Here is a 15,171-nt window from a genome sequence, read left to right on the forward strand (position 1 = left end):
CTCAGCCCACCTCTGCGCACGAGTCAACTCCGCCCCCGCCACCTGGACCCACATGCCACCCAAGTGCAGGACCGCCTTGCGGTCCAGAAAACCGGATTCCTCAAGCATTAACACCAGAGTTTGATAGCGGCTCACTCCATCGTGGGTCAACCGATTGAGAAAAGAAGAATGACGCCACGCGAACAAGGGGGAAAGAATTCCACCGCCAGCCCAGGATGCCGGCGGCGGACCGCCATCAATCACGGTTACACTGAGATCACGCTTTGTGAGTTCAAGCGCACTCAAGAGGCCGACAATGCCTCCACCTAATACGAGCACATCAGACATGAATCAAGGGGACTATTACCTATAAGAAGTGAAGCAACATTACCACACGCCTTCGTTAAAAACCCGGATAGCATCTGACAACCAGATAATTTTAGGGCTAAAGGCATATGAAAAAACGTCACAAAATCGCCTCTAAAGGCTTCACGCTCCTCGAAGCTCTTGTGTCTGCAGCTATTCTGGCCATATTCGCAACCATTACCCATACGCTGTTCACCGATTTCATCCCAAGATACCAAGTTATCTCGTCGGCCTACTCTGTCCACAACCTCATACTGAAAGCCCGTGCAGGCGCACTCAGTGACCGGTCACAGCGAATGATCTGCGCAGGGAACACCGGATGCTCAACATTCAATCAAACAGATTCACTGATAATGGGAAGGGACGACAACCAAAACGGTCAACTAGAGACCGGAGAAGTTATCGAGTCACTCAACTTCCCAGGTAATACAACCCTTGAGTGGAAAAGGTTTAATGGAAACTCTCTTGTCTTCCATAGCAGCGGCATCAGCCATTTCCAAAACGGCAGCTTTTATATTTGCAACAACCATGCTGGCAGGAAAATCGTAATGAACTGGATCGGAAGAACGAGAATTGAAGCGCTACCGGGGAACCTCTGCCCGTAACATAAGCAGACATAGAAACAGGGGCTTACGCCCCCAAATTCTGAAGCAATTTCACCAAGAGTGATCCGTAGCCATACTGCAAGTTGCAGCCACTTTCATACAGGTCTCGCCTTGCTCATTAAGCATGAATGTTTCAGTGCCATTCATGTTTTTTGCTGCAACAGGCACCGCAGCAATTGTATAGCTTTGGACATCACTCGCATCCACGGTAACTGACACCGTATAGAAGTCATTCGCAGTTCTGGAGGTAATCGCTGTGTCGGAGGCCGCACCGCTATACGAAAAATTTCGCGAACGGAACGCCTCCATCGCAGCAGCCAGCTCCATGATTTGCGCCTTTACAGCTGACTGGCGAGTAGATTCAACATGGCTGGTGTAGCTTGGGTAAGCAACTGCCGCTAACACACCGATAATCAGAACCACAATAAACAGCTCGATCAGCGTAAACCCCTGCTGATTTAGCCTATTGTTCTTTGCTCGATACATATCCACCCTCCTTACGATCCAGGCGCAGCAGTATCTTCGGACATCTGGTACCAGCGGGTTTTGCGCAAGCCCATATTGCCAAGATCATCGTCCCCGACAACCTCCGTACCAACCACAACCTTCACTTCACCCTCCTCATTGGTAAGCAGCACCGGGGTTGGCGGCAATGTCTGCTGCTTCAACTCCTCACTACGGCTGGTGACGTCGCCATCATTTAGGGCTGCAGGCGCACCGTCCTTGAGAGCCACCGTATGAATAAAAGAGGTACCCAGACTAACCGCACATGGGTTGTCTGGATTACTGCTTGCTACGGGCGAATAAGAACTGAAGCGAACCACACCATTGATCACCGACGGGGATGACAGCGCTTTTTCACCGTCCAAGGCGTTCAACTTGTAGAACCAACCCGGCTTGGAGGTGTCCGCACCTTCCGTTCCGGTACGGGAAATCTCGCTCAAGTCACTGAGACCAAGTACCTTGTCCGGCGCAGACGGATTACTGAATGCCTTCTCGTCATTAAAAACAATAAAGGCTTCTTCGATGTCTTTATCTTTTGGATGCGCACGATATCCTGAGCCGATGGCCACCGATAAAAACTCATTGAAGCCTTCTTTTACATAGGTAATAGCTGGCGCTTCGTAGAAGCGACGATGATTTTCATCATCACCGCCAAAATCAGCCAAGCGGTGGACGGCCATATTCCTATCACCAGTCTGGTCGATATCAACGCGGAACACCTGTCCACCCAAGTCACCAAAATAAAGGTGGTCGGCAGCGCCATCCAGGTTTTTGTCGACGACTGAAATACTGCTGGGAATAGCCCATTTCATGGATGCTACATCATCACCAGAAGCAGACCACACCAGATCACCGGTCTGCGCATTCACGATGTAGATGGCATTACCCATCTCATCTTCCGTGCTACGATCTTCCGCATCAAAATTCTCGGTACGGTCGTGATCCGCCGGGCTGTAGCCGCCACCAAACACCAACACCGGCAGCACATCTTCACCAACGGGTATCTGGGTCAAGGTAGGTGTTGACCAGGTTTGACCCAGTTTTTCAAAGTCACCCGCACCACCCGTAATTTGCCATTTAAGCTTCGGCGCATTCAGGTTCGATACATCCAGAGCGTAATAGCTACGACCGCCACGGCGAATGCCACCATACAAGTAAACCGCTGAAGGGCTATTATCCGCATTACTACCTGGGCGGCGCCAGGCCACCCAACTACCATCCAGCCCATAAACCTGGCGCTTGTTATCCTTCAGGCCAGGACGGTGCGTCGTAAACTGATTGGCCTTGGAAATCATTTCATAGGGCATGAAAGTGAATTCTTCTGAACCATTTTTGGCATTGATGGCGTGCAGCATACCTCCGTTGGTGGACACAAAAACCACATTATTCTGATCATTGGCATCGTCACTCGTACCACCATAGTTCACCAACACGGGCACGCTGTGCATAGGGTCAGCCCACAGACTCCTCAGCTTCGTCACCAAGTCCTGGGTCATTTCATCGCTGGCTGTGGCATCCAGGCCAAAGAAGGTCTTGGGTTTACCTTCATCGGTGTTGATCTTGTCCCAATCAAGCCTGGGCAGCGTCGAGTTACTTCCCGTATTTGCATCCGTATAGAAAAGGGTATGACCGTTAGTTTCCAGTTCCCCTCTTGCCCCCCCTTTTGTGGCGTCATAACCATCAGTTTCATCACTCCAGAAACTTCTGGAAGTGGCGGTAAAATAGCCTGTATTGTCACTGATCGCATTGCCATTCTGGCCGTGAATTTCATCACCTTCCAGCTCGTATTTTTTCAAATTACCTTCCCAGAAGCTGCTAATCGCAGGCTGGAAAATAGAGTAATACAGCTGATCCAGGTGTTCAAAACGATTCATCTGGTTAACCGCAACACCAGGAGAAGAGACCGAACGGGACTGTTCATCAACCAGGTCGATAATATTCATGAATGCAGCAGCAAGCTCGGAACCGGACTCAGCATTAAAGGTTTCGCCCCCCCCAGCCTCGGCCACATCGTCCAGGTAGATAACGTTATCGTTATCAAGGCTGTACTCATCCATGTAGAGCCCAACGGTGTAGGTTTTTACCCTTTCGTGCTCTTCATATTTGGACTGATTCATCGCCGCCGCAAGCTTACGTTGGCAGAAGTAACTATCACTTTCGCTAAAGTTATTGTCGTCACAGTTAGGCAAACGATCATCGCTGGGGTTGTCATTCACACCGTCGTCACCACTGGGCTCACCATCTGTCATCATGACCACATAATTGCGCTCACATTGATTGGCTGAATTCATTGGTGAAATATAGTCACCGTTGGAATAAATCGGCGCGTAGCTATTACAGGTTGTTGTTGGCTGGCCACATACTTGCTCCAGTTTTACGGCGCGTACCTGAACTTCCTCGCTTCGCTCGTAATACACTGGGGCACGAAGCTCAAAGCTTGTAGCTGTACGCTTTCGGTACTCCGTAACATCTCGACAAAAAATCCAGACACAAACTCGCTCTGTTCTGGTTTGCTCTTGGCACCACCCCTGATTCTTGGAATTATTGCTACAATAGTTGGAACCACCTGTGCCCCAAGCACTCCAGCTTGACCAACTGGTAACACGACAATTTTCATTTGTTGCATCACAGCTTCCCGATGTTAGAGGCTCAAACGGCCCTTCATAGCGAACATCACAGCTACCATCGTTTGGATCACAGGCTCCGCCGGAAGGCTGGTAATTCCCGTAAGAAATACGGCAATCATAATTCTCAAACTGCTGAGGAAGGTTCTGGCAGCTGGTCAACGCAGGCGCGCTAATCCAAGGCCCTTCATACACGAAGTCACCTTGGTTATTTGTTACCGGTTGTGTGACACAATTTTTTTCAATACTCATGTCCACACAGGCGTTTTGCGGAAACCCATTACTGGTAATGGCATCTTTACCCAGCATATAACGACCCATTTCATTGTAGGCTGTAAAGGTCGGCGTTCCCCCCGTCGGGAAAATTTCATTCACCGCATATTTGATCGCCGCGCGCCCCCCGTCAGTCATCTCTGAGACGGGAAAAATCACCTTGCCATCATTGCCATTATGAAAACGACCAAGCCCCATGTTGACCCGGTCCGGCAGCGCATCCACCATATCGCTGAATGCTTCTTTGGTCATATCAATGCGCTGCACTTCGCCCGGCTGACAATTACTGGTTTCACACCAGGCCATACTGCCTGAGCTATCCAGCATTACCATGACATTGGCAGCCGGCGCATTTTGGTTATTGTCCGCATCCGCATCCGCAAAGAAAATTTCAGTGTCATCGGCATATACATTTGCCATCGGAAGGCAAAGAGCCAGACACAGCATTGTGGCAAGCCTATTTACTGACATCATCGTTCTATCCCCCTGCCTTATTGAATTTCAGCACTTGGCAAAATCCCACGTTTGAGCAATTCCTGCACATGCAAATCGCCAATATTAAACGTTGCCATCTCGCTGTTTCCTGATATTTCCACCTGGTAATCCACGAAGGTCCCGCCATTACCCGTAGAGCTTATCTGCGCACCGGAAATCAGCCTGAAGCCATTCACTTGCGAGGTTGAACTCGCCTTGAGCAAACCACGACTATCCATAAAATCAGCACCCGCACACAATCCATCCTTGCGAGGGTTGTCAGACACCACACACCGGGTCATAACGTCCCCGCCCAAAAAGTTGGAGAGATTAATCGTGCTCATGCCATCAAGTTCTTCATACGCCTCAACAATGGCACTCTCTGCGCCTTCGAACACCATGGCATCGGCCTGCATACCGGTTGATACCCTGGAGGAAAACATACTGGTTTTCATGGCCGAGATACCCAGCAAAGATATCGCCACCAGAATGAGCAAGGCCACCAGAAGTGCAGCACCCGTTTGCTTGTTCATTGCTCCACCTTCGTCATATCAAATTGCATCCCAATCATAATTTCTCAACCGCACCGTGGTGCTAAGTGCCTTTCTCATTGCGCGATCCGCTGGCTCTGTCAAGGTCTCACCCAGAATATGAAACTCCCTGGTCCCATCACTTTCAGGCAATGCATCATTTGCCCGGGACAGCAGCAACCCTATTTTCACCGCCACAACGGGAGTATCTGCCGGCACTTGGTCTTGCGTCACATAACGCGACACCCCCAAGGCTCCATCGCTATTGGTGTCAATGCCGTACAAGACCTGAAAACTTTCCACTCCCGGAACCAGCTCAACCACTACATTGGTATCAAGGCTACCCTTGCAATACAGGCTTTCATCATCTACGTAATAGGTTGTCGCCACTTCTGTCCAATCCGCCACCGTATTACCAGCACAATCACTTTTTCCGTTATAGGCCAGAGTCAGGCGATCATTATCCGTACCCTCTGCAGAAGCGGGAATTTCTCCACTCCAGTTAGAAAACTGTATGCCCATATCCCTAGTCGCAGTGACCGTATCCCAAATAAGACCCGCTTTACGTAGATCCCTAATCATGAACCGCATTACCTGCTGACTATCCTGCTGCAGCTGCGACGCAGTTTGCTGAAGTACGAACGTTTTCTGATTGGTAATAAAAAGCTGGATAGCCGCCGCTGTAACAATCAAACCGAGCACCAAGGCGACCATTAATTCCACCAGGCTAAAACCTTTCTGTGCAACTCTCATCGCGACACCTCCAGCACCACACACGTTGCAGATTCATCCATGTTGATACCCGTCGCGGTAAGACAATCATCCGGCTCCATTTTTCCCCAGCTCACAATGACGCAACTCATGCTGTTGCCGTTGCAAGGGGCTGCCTGCACACGACCATTTGGCAGCTGATTTCCGGAAAGCCAGGCCAGCTGGGCAATATCCAGCGCGGCCATCTGTGCAGCAGAACAGTCTGCCCCTTGGCAGCCAGTTTCAGGGTCCCCGCCCGGTGTTACCGGAGCGTCAGGCCAGCTTGCAGTCGCAAGGTATGTGGCTCGTTCAGCCCGGTTGGATTCAATTCTTTCCAGTGCATCCTGGCTGATCAGGGTTGCCTGGGAGCGGTTATTGGCTTCTTCTGCGCCTTTCAAGGCCGCCAACTGCAAACCGGCATACCCCAGTACTCCAATTGCCAGTATCAGCAATGCAACCAGAACCTCCACCAGACCAACACCTCTTTGGGTGTGTACTTTTTGTACTTGCTGTTGTTTTCTCATGGGCTGCAACTGACATCCTCGCTACTGACTCGCCCCACGACTGACACGCTGACCAGTCGACCACTATCCCCGGCTTTCGCGTTGCACAACCGGAACGCCACCGGGGTGTTGCTGGTGAAACCATCCGGCTTGAATACCGGCCCGGCGGATCCCAGCGTTTGGGTAACCACCACATCCCCGGCAGGCAAAAAGGTTTGATCTTTTTCTACACTGCCTCCAGGAAAATCCAATACCCAGCCGGTTTGCCAGTCAGTGCCCGTCTCCGGCGTGACACTGACCTGCTGGCGCAAACTCACGGACTGCATCTTGGCCATTTTCAGTGCTGTAATCATGTCAGCCACCGTGGAGCGCAACGCATTACTGGCCGTCACTCTTTGGTAAGAAGGAATGGCATAGGCCAACAACACGCTCAACACCAGCAAAGACACTATTAGCTCGACCAGTGAAAAACCGGATTCCTGTTTCTTCATCCCTGCCCCAAGTGATTCTTAATAGACGTGGATATCACTTTAGCAATGCGCCGCCGACCATCAATTGAATGGAGACCAGTGGGGCCTTGCCGCACCCGAACGGTATAAGCTGCTGAAAAATAATGAATTTTGGTACTTTAGTGTGTGAGAGGTCTCACACTTTAATCGTAGACTAGAGCATTTTTTTGCTTAGCCAAAAGAACTAGGCTTGGCTGCGGAAGAATGGACGGTCTAAAAGACGGGACAGGCGCTACGGGCGTAGCGCCTTGGGCATGGAGAAGCGGATGTTTTCTTCACGGCCGGGGATTTCTTCGGCGTCTTTGCCTCCCAAGCTCTTGAGTGTAGCAACGACCTGCTGCACCAGGTCCTCAGGGGCGCTGGCGCCGGCGGTGACACCAACAGAGGCTTTACCTTTCAGCCAGTCCGCATCAATCTGCGACGGCTCGTCAATCAGGTAGGCATCCGCACCACAGCGTTCGGCCAGCTCACGCAGCCGGTTGGAGTTGGAACTGTTTACCGAGCCGACCACCAGCACCAGACCACACTCCAGCGCCAGCTGGCGTACGGCATCCTGGCGGTTGGTGGTGGCGTAGCAGATATCTTCGCGTTTGGGGCCAAGGATCGCCGGAAAACGCTGGCGCAGGGCATCAATGACTCTGGCGGTATCATCCACACTCAGGGTGGTCTGGGTGACGAAAGCCAGTTTGCTTTCATCGCGCACCGTCAGGCTTGCCACGTCGGCTTCGTCTTCCACCAGATAGATGTCGCCCCCATAGGATGTATCGTACTGGCCCATGGTGCCTTCCACTTCTGGATGGCCAGCATGACCAATCAGGATGCTTTCACGGCCTTCACGGGCATACCGAATGACTTCCATATGCACCTTGGTGACCAGCGGGCAGGTGGCATCGAAAACCTGCAGCTGGCGCCGCTCGGCCTCTTCCTGCACCGCTTTGGAGACGCCGTGGGCGCTGAAAATGACAATGGCGTCGTCCGGCACTTCGTGCAGTTCTTCCACAAACACGGCACCTCGCTGACGCAGGTCTTCCACCACATAGCGGTTATGCACCACTTCGTGACGGACATGGATCGGCGGGCCGAATACCTCCAGGGCGCGGTTGACGATATCGATGGCACGATCCACGCCAGCACAGAAGCCACGGGGATTAGCGAGACGAACTTCCATAAGCAGTTGACAGTTGATAGTTGATAATTGATAGCGGAAAACCAACGGCCTTCCGCCAAACGAATGCCGATACCAGCAATGACTTCTCTTCAGTTAACTGTCAACTTTCCACTGTCAACTATCAACTGATTTTAAATGGCTGCTCGGGGGCGTGACGCTCGATACCGATAATTTCCACTTCAAAGGTGAGATCCCGGCCTGCCAGCGGATGATTGAAATCCACCATCACCCACTCATCGTCCGCCTTGGCGATCACGCCTGGCAGTTCGGCACCGGCCGCATCGGCGAAACTCAGCACCATGCCGGGCTCCAGGGAATCGTGCTCGGCGAAGGTGTCGCGGGTGAAATGCTGCACATTCTGCTCGTTATACTCGCCGAACGCCTTGGCGGCTTCCAGAAAAACGCTGCGACGATCACCGGCCTTGAGACCACGAATGGCATTTTCAAAGCCCGGCAGCAGGGACTCATCGCCCCACACAAAAGAGGCGGGCTCACCATCAAAGGTGGAGTCCAGGTCCGTGCCGTCCATCAGGCGCACGGCAAAATGCAGGGTAATCCGGGTTTCCGGGCCTGCTCGCAGTAATTCAGTCATTGTCTTTGGGCTCCTTTCTGGCTCCCAGCAGCATATCCAGCAGAATCAATCCGGCACCGATAGTGATGGCGGTGTCAGCAATATTGAAGGCCGGAAAATGATAATCGCCCCAGTAGAAGTCGAGAAAATCCACCACATGCCCCAGCACCAATCGATCATAGAAATTGCCCAGGGCACCGGCAAGAATCAGCGACAGGGCCACCCCTTGCAGTTTCTCGGCAGCGGTAAGCCGGGCCAGCCAGATCAGAATCATCACCGAGGCGCCCACCGCAATAGCCGTAAAGAACCAGCGCTGCCAACCGCCCGCATCGGCCAGAAAGCTGAATGCGGCACCGCTGTTATAGGCCAGGGTCAGGTTGAAGTGCGGAAAGACTTCCAGCCGCTCATACAGAGAAAACACCGCCACCACTTCATGCTTGGTCCATTGGTCCAGCGCGATAATCAGCGCCGTCAGCCATAACCAGGATAGCTGGCCAGGCAGCCGTTTTTTTGCACTGTCCGGCATCTGGCGTCCGGCACTCGACGTATTATCAGGCATAGTGTCGCACCTCGCCGTCACCATCCACATTGGTGATACAGCGCCCACACAGCTCCGGATGATCAGCGTGGCTACCTACGTCCGGCTGGTGATGCCAGCAGCGAGCACACTTGCTGTGATCCGAGGCCAGCACCTGTACTTTCAATCCCGCCACAGCAGTGTCTTCCAACTCTGCCGGGGCTTCTGCCAATGGCTTGAGCACAGCGGCAGAAGTAATGGTGACAAAACGCAATTCATCGCCCAGACGCTGTAACAACGCACTCTGCTCAGAGTCCACAAACAGCACCACCTCAGCGCTCAGGCTACCCTTGATCAACTTGGCAGCACGGGCCCCTTCGATGGCCTTGTTCACTGCCTGCTTGGCGTCCTGCACCTTGTCCCAGAACACCCGGCCCATATCGGCATCGCCGGCCAGCGCAAACAGGCCGTCGTACCATTCGGCCAGGAACACGGAATCGAGCCGCTCGCCGGGCAGGTTCTCGTAGATTTCCTCGGCGGTAAAGCTGAGCACCGGCGCCATCCAGCGCACCAGCGCCTGGGCGATATGGTACAAAGCCGTCTGGCAGGAGCGCCGTGCCACGGAATCAGCCTGGGTCGTGTACTGGCGATCCTTGATGATATCCAGGTAAAAACCGCCCAGATCCAGCGCGCAGAAGTTATGCAGCTTCTGATAAACCTGATGAAAGTGGTAGCCGTCGTACAGGTCTTCGATCTCGCCCTGGACTTGCAACGCCCGGTCCACGATGTAGCGGTCCAGCGCCAGCATTTGCTCCGGCTGCAGCGCATCCGTCCCAGGCTCGAAACCGCTCAGGTTGGAGAGCAGGAAACGGCTGGTATTGCGGATACGGCGATAGCTGTCGCCCATCTGCTTGAGGATATCCTTGGACACGGACATCTCGCCCCGGTAATCGGTGGCGCAGACCCACAGGCGCAGAATATCCGCACCCAGGTCATTCCAGACTTCCTGTGGGGCAATCACGTTGCCCACTGACTTGGACATCTTGCGACCGTGCTCGTCCACGGTGAAACCATGGGTCAACACGGTGCTGTATGGGGCTGCGTCGCGAATCGCCAGGCTGGTCAGCAGTGACGACTGGAACCAGCCACGATGCTGATCCGAGCCTTCCAGATACAGGTCCGCCGGCGCGCGCAGCTGCTCGCGCTGGTCCAGCACGCAATAATGGGTCACACCGGAATCGAACCACACGTCCAGGGTATCGGTGACCTTGCTGTACTGGTCCGCGTCTTCACCCAGCAGCTCCGCCGGCTCCAGATCAAACCAGGCATCAATGCCTGCTTTCTCTACTCGCTCGGCCACTTGCTCGATCAGGGCCGGCGTATCCGGGTGCAGCTCGCTGGTTTCCTTATTAACAAAAAGGGCAATCGGCACACCCCAGGTGCGCTGACGGGAAATACACCAGTCGGGACGATCGGTGAGCATGCCTTCAATGCGCGCCTTGCCCCACTCGGGCAGCCACTGCACCTTGTCGACTTCCTGACGGGCGCGGGGCAACAGGCCCGCCTGATCCATGGACACAAACCACTGCGCCGTGGCACGGAAAATCAGCGGCGTTTTATGACGCCAGCAATGCGGGTAGCTGTGTTCAATTTTCGCCAACTTGACCAGGTTGCCGCTGTCTTTCAGCGCCTCGATCACCGGCTCGTTGGCCTTGCTCACATGCAGGCCACCCACCACGGGCAGATCGTCGCGGAACAGGCCGTTATCCAGCACCGGGCTGATCGGATCCAGGTCGTACTGCTTGCCCACCACAAAGTCATCGGCACCATGGCCCGGGGCGGTGTGCACCAGGCCGGTACCGGCGTCGGTGGTGACGTGCTCACCGAAGATCACTGGCACCTGGGCCTCCAGGAAGGGATGCTGCAAAGCCATCATTTCCAGCTTGCTGCCGGTGACGGTGGCCGAACGGGACACATTGACCAACCCCCAGCGTGCCACCAGATCATCGGCCAACGCCTCCGCCACCAGCAGCTCACGGGCCACGCCGTCCTGCTCGCCGGAAAGCAGCAGATAATCCAGCTCCGGGTGCACTGCCACCGCCCGGTTGGCCGGCAGAGTCCAGGGGGTGGTGGTCCAGATCACCAGCGCCGGAGCGCTGGCTTCAATGCCTGAGCGGGCAACAAAGTCCGCCACATCCACCACCGGGAATGCCACATCGATGGCCGGCGAGGTTTTGTCTTCGTATTCTACTTCCGCTTCCGCCAACGCGGAGGCGCAATCCAGACACCAATGCACCGGCTTGAAGCCCTGCTGCAGGTGGCCGTTGTCCACAATCTTGCCCAGCGAGCGGATGATGTTCGCCTCGAAGGCAAAATCCATGGTCAGGTAGGGGTTATCCCAGTCGCCAAACACGCCCAGACGCATAAAGTCGGACTTCTGTCCGGCCACCTGTTTGCTGGCGTATTCGCGGCATTTCTTGCGGAAGGTACCGGCGTCCACCTTGTGTCCGGCCTTGCCGACTTTCTTCTCCACCATCAGCTCGATGGGCAGACCATGGCAATCCCAGCCCGGCACATAGGGCGCGTCGAAGCCCGCCAAGGTGCGGGACTTGACGATCATGTCCTTGAGGATCTTGTTCACCGCGTGGCCGATATGAATATCGCCGTTGGCGTAGGGAGGACCATCATGAAGAATGAACTTGGGCCGACCGGCAAAGGTCTCGCGAATCTTCTGGTACAGCTGCTTTTGCTGCCACTCTTTGAGCCGCGCAGGTTCACGCTGGGACAGGCCGGCTTTCATCGGAAAGCCGGTTTGGGGAAGGTTTAGCGTTGCCTTGTAGTCCGTCATGATTCCGCTTATTACACCGTAGGCATATCAAAAAAAGCCCGAACCGCGTCCACATCCTGCCGGATGGCAGTCTTGAGCTGGTCCAGATCCGCGAATTTTTCTTCCGGGCGCACATAATGGCAGAAGGCCACAGTCAGGTGTGCGCCATAAAGGCTGTCTTGATGCGTGTGCTGCGTGTCGTCCGAACCAGCACCACCCGCCGAATCACTGTAATCCAGCAGGTAGACCTCCAGACGGTTTTCCGTGCCATTCACCGTGGGCCGCGTGCCCATATTGGCCGCCCCCGGCTGATCGGTTAGCCCGGCACCGGTGACCGTCACCGCGAAGACGCCGTGCAAGGGAGACTGCAACCGCTTCAGTGCCAGATTCACCGTGGGCAGGCCGAGGGTCCGACCGATCTTGTCACCATGGCGCACCCGCCCACTGATGGCAAAAGGTCGCCCCAGCAAGCGCTCTGCCAGAGCAAAATCGCCGTCACACAGCGCCGCCCGCACCCGCGTACTGGACACCCGCTCACCGTCGACCTCACAGGTAGCGGTATCCGTCACCGCAAAGCCGAACTGCTGGCCGGCCTGCTGCAGGTAGGCGAAATCACCGTCCCGGCCACAACCGAAACGGAAATCATCCCCAACCACCAGATATTCCACGCCCAGGCCATCCACCAACAGGGCTTTCACGAAGGCCTGGGCGGTTAGAGAGCGAAAACGCTCATCAAAGCGCACGCACAGCACCTGATCCACACCGGCCTCGCGCAGAGCGATCAACTTGTCGCGCAGCGACATCAGTCGCGGCGGCGCGGTCTGGGGAGAAAAGAATTCCTGAGGCTGCGGCTCAAACAACATCACCGTGGATTTCAAACCACGACGACGGGCCTCTGCGATCACTTGATCCAGAATGCGCTGGTGACCCTGATGCACCCCATCGAAATTGCCGATGGTGGCCACACAGCCGCGATGCGTGTCGCGCAGATTGTGAATGCCGCGAATCAGTCGCATCTCACCCTCATCTCAAAAGACGCCCGATTATACAGGAACACCACTACGCTGCACGCAACAGGCCAGCATGCTTCACGCCAAATCAAAACCAGGCACACCATCGGCGATGCAGACCGGAGCGAGTAAAACGAAGCGCCAGGCAGACGCCTTAACGGCGCAGATGGCGCACCCGCAAACCTAACACCACCAGTGACGACAGATAAATCACCACGCCGGCAGCAACAATCAGCGACAGCCAGCCAACCCGCGACCACACCCCGGCCTCATTCCACACCACCGTCTGCAACGACAACCAGTAGCAGGCCACCACCATGGCAGCCCCTGCCAACAGCATCCGCAACCATTGCAACGCCCAACCCGGCAATGGCTGGTACACGCCACTGCGGCGCAGCCCCAGATACAGCAACCCGGCATTCAGCCAGGCCGACAGCGCCATGGCCGAGGCCAGCCCCACATGGCGCCACTCCCACACCAGCAAGGCGCCCAGCAGCATATTGGCCAGCATGGCCAGCACCCCAATCCGCACCGGGGTGCGGGTGTCCTGGCGGGCGTAAAACCCCGGCGCCAACACCTTGATCAGCATGGCCGCCAACAACCCGGCGCTATACGCTCGCAGCGAGGCCGCCGTCTGTGTCACATCAAAGGCGGAAAATTCCCCGTACTGGAACAGCGTAGACAGCAGCGGCTCGGCCAGTGCGAACAACGCCAGCGCCGCGGGCAAGCCGATCAGCAACACCATGCGAATCGCCCAATCCAGCGTGCGCGAGAATGCCTCTGGCGAGGCATCCGCATGCTTGCTGGACAGGCTGGGAAGAATCACGGTGCCGATGGCCACCGCAAAAATGCCCAGCGGCAACTCGATCAGTCGGTCCGTGTAGTACAGCCAGGTCACCGACCCGGTTTCCAGCATGGAAGCCAGAATCGTGTTGACCAGAGAGTTGAGCTGATAAACCGACGCCCCGAACAGGGCCGGCGCCATCAGTTTCATGATCTTGCGCACACCCGGGTCGCGCCAACCCATGCGCGGGATCGGCATCAGGTTCAGCCGGGCCAGAAAGGGCAACTGGAATAACAACTGCACCACCCCGGCGATCAACACCCCCCAGGCCAGGGCCACCGCCATGCGGTCTTCGGCAAAGTGCGGCGCCAGAAACAGGGCGCAGCCGATCAGGCTCAGGTTCAGCAATACCGGAGTGAAAGCCGGCACGGCAAAGCGGTTCCAGCTATTGAGAATGCCGCCGGCGAACGCCGTCAGCGCAATAAAGAAAAGATAAGGGAACGTCAGGCGCAGCATCTCCACCGTCAGCGCCCTTTTCACCGGGTCATCGCCAAAACCGGGCGCAAACACCCAGATAATCGCCGGCGCGGCCAGCACCCCCACCAACGTCACCAGCACCAGGGTGCCACCCAGGGTGCCGGCTACCCGGTCCACCAGTAGTTTGGTGGCGGCCATGCTGCCATTGCTGCGATATTCGCTGAGCACCGGCACAAAGGCCTGGTTAAAGGCCCCTTCGGCAAACAACCGGCGCAGGAAATTGGGAATTTTCAGAGCCACAAAAAAGGCATCGGCGCCGGCGGACGCGCCCAGCATCCGGGCGATCACCACATCACGCACCAGCCCCAGCACCCGCGACAGCATGGTCATGGTCGCCACCACGGCGGTGGACGCCAGTAAACCTGCCTTTTTCGGGGATTGCTCGGGGGTATCAGTCATGGTCGCTCCAGGAAACCGGTGAAGGTTAACGAAAGGCCACCCAAACCGCCAGAGAGACGCATGCCGATCATCATTTCAGCAGGCTTTTCCCATTGACACAGGCCGCCTTGATCGGCATAGTTGCGCGTCTTTAGACCGTGACCCGTGTGTTTTTTGACCATAGATTGGCTTCCAATACTCAGGTCGGCCCTTCCGGGCCAGTGTCGTAAACCGAATTTGACCTCGAATTTTAGATAGGAGC

The 15,171-nt window shown here is 55.4% G+C and carries 15 protein-coding genes; 1 reads left to right on the forward strand and 14 read right to left on the reverse strand.

The annotated features are described in order from the left end of the window. Nucleotides 1-327 (reverse strand): FAD-dependent oxidoreductase (locus A3730_RS29335; RefSeq protein ID WP_156500713.1); only part of this gene is annotated, 327 nt, incomplete at its 3' end. Nucleotides 328-434: 107 nt separating this feature from the next. Between A3730_RS29335 and A3730_RS00660 the strand changes: the two genes are divergently transcribed. After that, the gene (locus tag A3730_RS00660; protein ID WP_063520561.1) at nt 435-950 is read left to right on the forward strand and encodes a Tfp pilus assembly protein FimT/FimU; all 516 of its coding nucleotides are present in this window, start codon (nt 435-437) and stop codon (nt 948-950) included. 51 nt (nt 951-1,001) lie between these two features. Here the strand turns inward: A3730_RS00660 and A3730_RS00665 are convergent, their stop codons facing one another. The 13 genes from A3730_RS00665 to A3730_RS30100 form a co-directional block, all read right to left on the reverse strand. Beyond that, a complete protein-coding gene (locus A3730_RS00665) occupies nt 1,002-1,436 on the reverse strand; it encodes a type IV pilin protein (RefSeq protein WP_063520562.1) in 435 nt (144 codons plus the stop codon). An 11-nt stretch (nt 1,437-1,447) separates the two neighbouring features. Further along, entirely contained in the window at nt 1,448-4,825 is a 3,378-nt protein-coding gene (locus A3730_RS00670; RefSeq protein WP_082872206.1) for a PilC/PilY family type IV pilus protein, read from the reverse strand. 17 nt (nt 4,826-4,842) lie between these two features. Further along, nucleotides 4,843-5,358, reverse strand: a complete 516-nt coding sequence (locus A3730_RS00675; RefSeq protein ID WP_063519100.1) for a PilX N-terminal domain-containing pilus assembly protein — start codon at nt 5,356-5,358, stop codon at nt 4,843-4,845. Between the two features lie 18 nt (nt 5,359-5,376). Continuing rightward, nucleotides 5,377-6,108, reverse strand: a complete 732-nt coding sequence (locus A3730_RS00680; RefSeq protein ID WP_197468507.1) for a PilW family protein — start codon at nt 6,106-6,108, stop codon at nt 5,377-5,379. Continuing rightward, complete coding sequence (gene pilV / locus A3730_RS00685) at nt 6,105-6,629, reverse strand: type IV pilus modification protein PilV (RefSeq protein ID WP_063519102.1); 525 nt, start codon at nt 6,627-6,629, stop codon at nt 6,105-6,107. The genes A3730_RS00680 and pilV overlap by 4 nt, the downstream gene beginning before the upstream one ends. Next, complete coding sequence (locus A3730_RS00690; RefSeq protein WP_063519103.1) at nt 6,626-7,099, reverse strand: GspH/FimT family protein; 474 nt, start codon at nt 7,097-7,099, stop codon at nt 6,626-6,628. The genes pilV and A3730_RS00690 overlap by 4 nt, the downstream gene beginning before the upstream one ends. A gap of 250 nt (nt 7,100-7,349) precedes the next feature. Continuing rightward, nucleotides 7,350-8,285 (reverse strand): 4-hydroxy-3-methylbut-2-enyl diphosphate reductase, encoded by a 936-nt coding sequence (gene ispH / locus A3730_RS00695; protein ID WP_063519104.1) that lies wholly within the window; start codon nt 8,283-8,285, stop codon nt 7,350-7,352. 121 nt (nt 8,286-8,406) lie between these two features. Next, the gene (locus tag A3730_RS00700; protein ID WP_063537245.1) at nt 8,407-8,877 is read right to left on the reverse strand and encodes a peptidylprolyl isomerase; all 471 of its coding nucleotides are present in this window, start codon (nt 8,875-8,877) and stop codon (nt 8,407-8,409) included. Beyond that, nucleotides 8,870-9,415, reverse strand: a complete 546-nt coding sequence (lspA, locus tag A3730_RS00705) for a signal peptidase II (protein WP_231880691.1) — start codon at nt 9,413-9,415, stop codon at nt 8,870-8,872. Before lspA ends, A3730_RS00700 begins: the two co-directional genes overlap by 8 nt. Further along, nucleotides 9,408-12,221: an isoleucine--tRNA ligase gene (ileS, locus tag A3730_RS00710; RefSeq protein WP_063520852.1), complete on the reverse strand. Its 2,814-nt coding sequence runs from the start codon at nt 12,219-12,221 to the stop codon at nt 9,408-9,410. Before ileS ends, lspA begins: the two co-directional genes overlap by 8 nt. 11 nt (nt 12,222-12,232) lie before the next feature. Further along, nucleotides 12,233-13,216, reverse strand: coding sequence for a bifunctional riboflavin kinase/FAD synthetase (gene ribF, locus A3730_RS00715; RefSeq protein WP_063520851.1), 984 nt, complete (start codon nt 13,214-13,216; stop codon nt 12,233-12,235). Nucleotides 13,217-13,364: 148 nt separating this feature from the next. Beyond that, a complete protein-coding gene (gene murJ / locus A3730_RS00720) occupies nt 13,365-14,930 on the reverse strand; it encodes a murein biosynthesis integral membrane protein MurJ (protein WP_063537247.1) in 1,566 nt (521 codons plus the stop codon). Next, nucleotides 14,927-15,091: a hypothetical protein gene (locus tag A3730_RS30100; RefSeq protein ID WP_007149328.1), complete on the reverse strand. Its 165-nt coding sequence runs from the start codon at nt 15,089-15,091 to the stop codon at nt 14,927-14,929. Before A3730_RS30100 ends, murJ begins: the two co-directional genes overlap by 4 nt. Nucleotides 15,092-15,171 lie beyond the last annotated feature (80 nt).

It is taken from the genome of Alcanivorax sp. HI0044 (genome assembly GCF_001634945.1).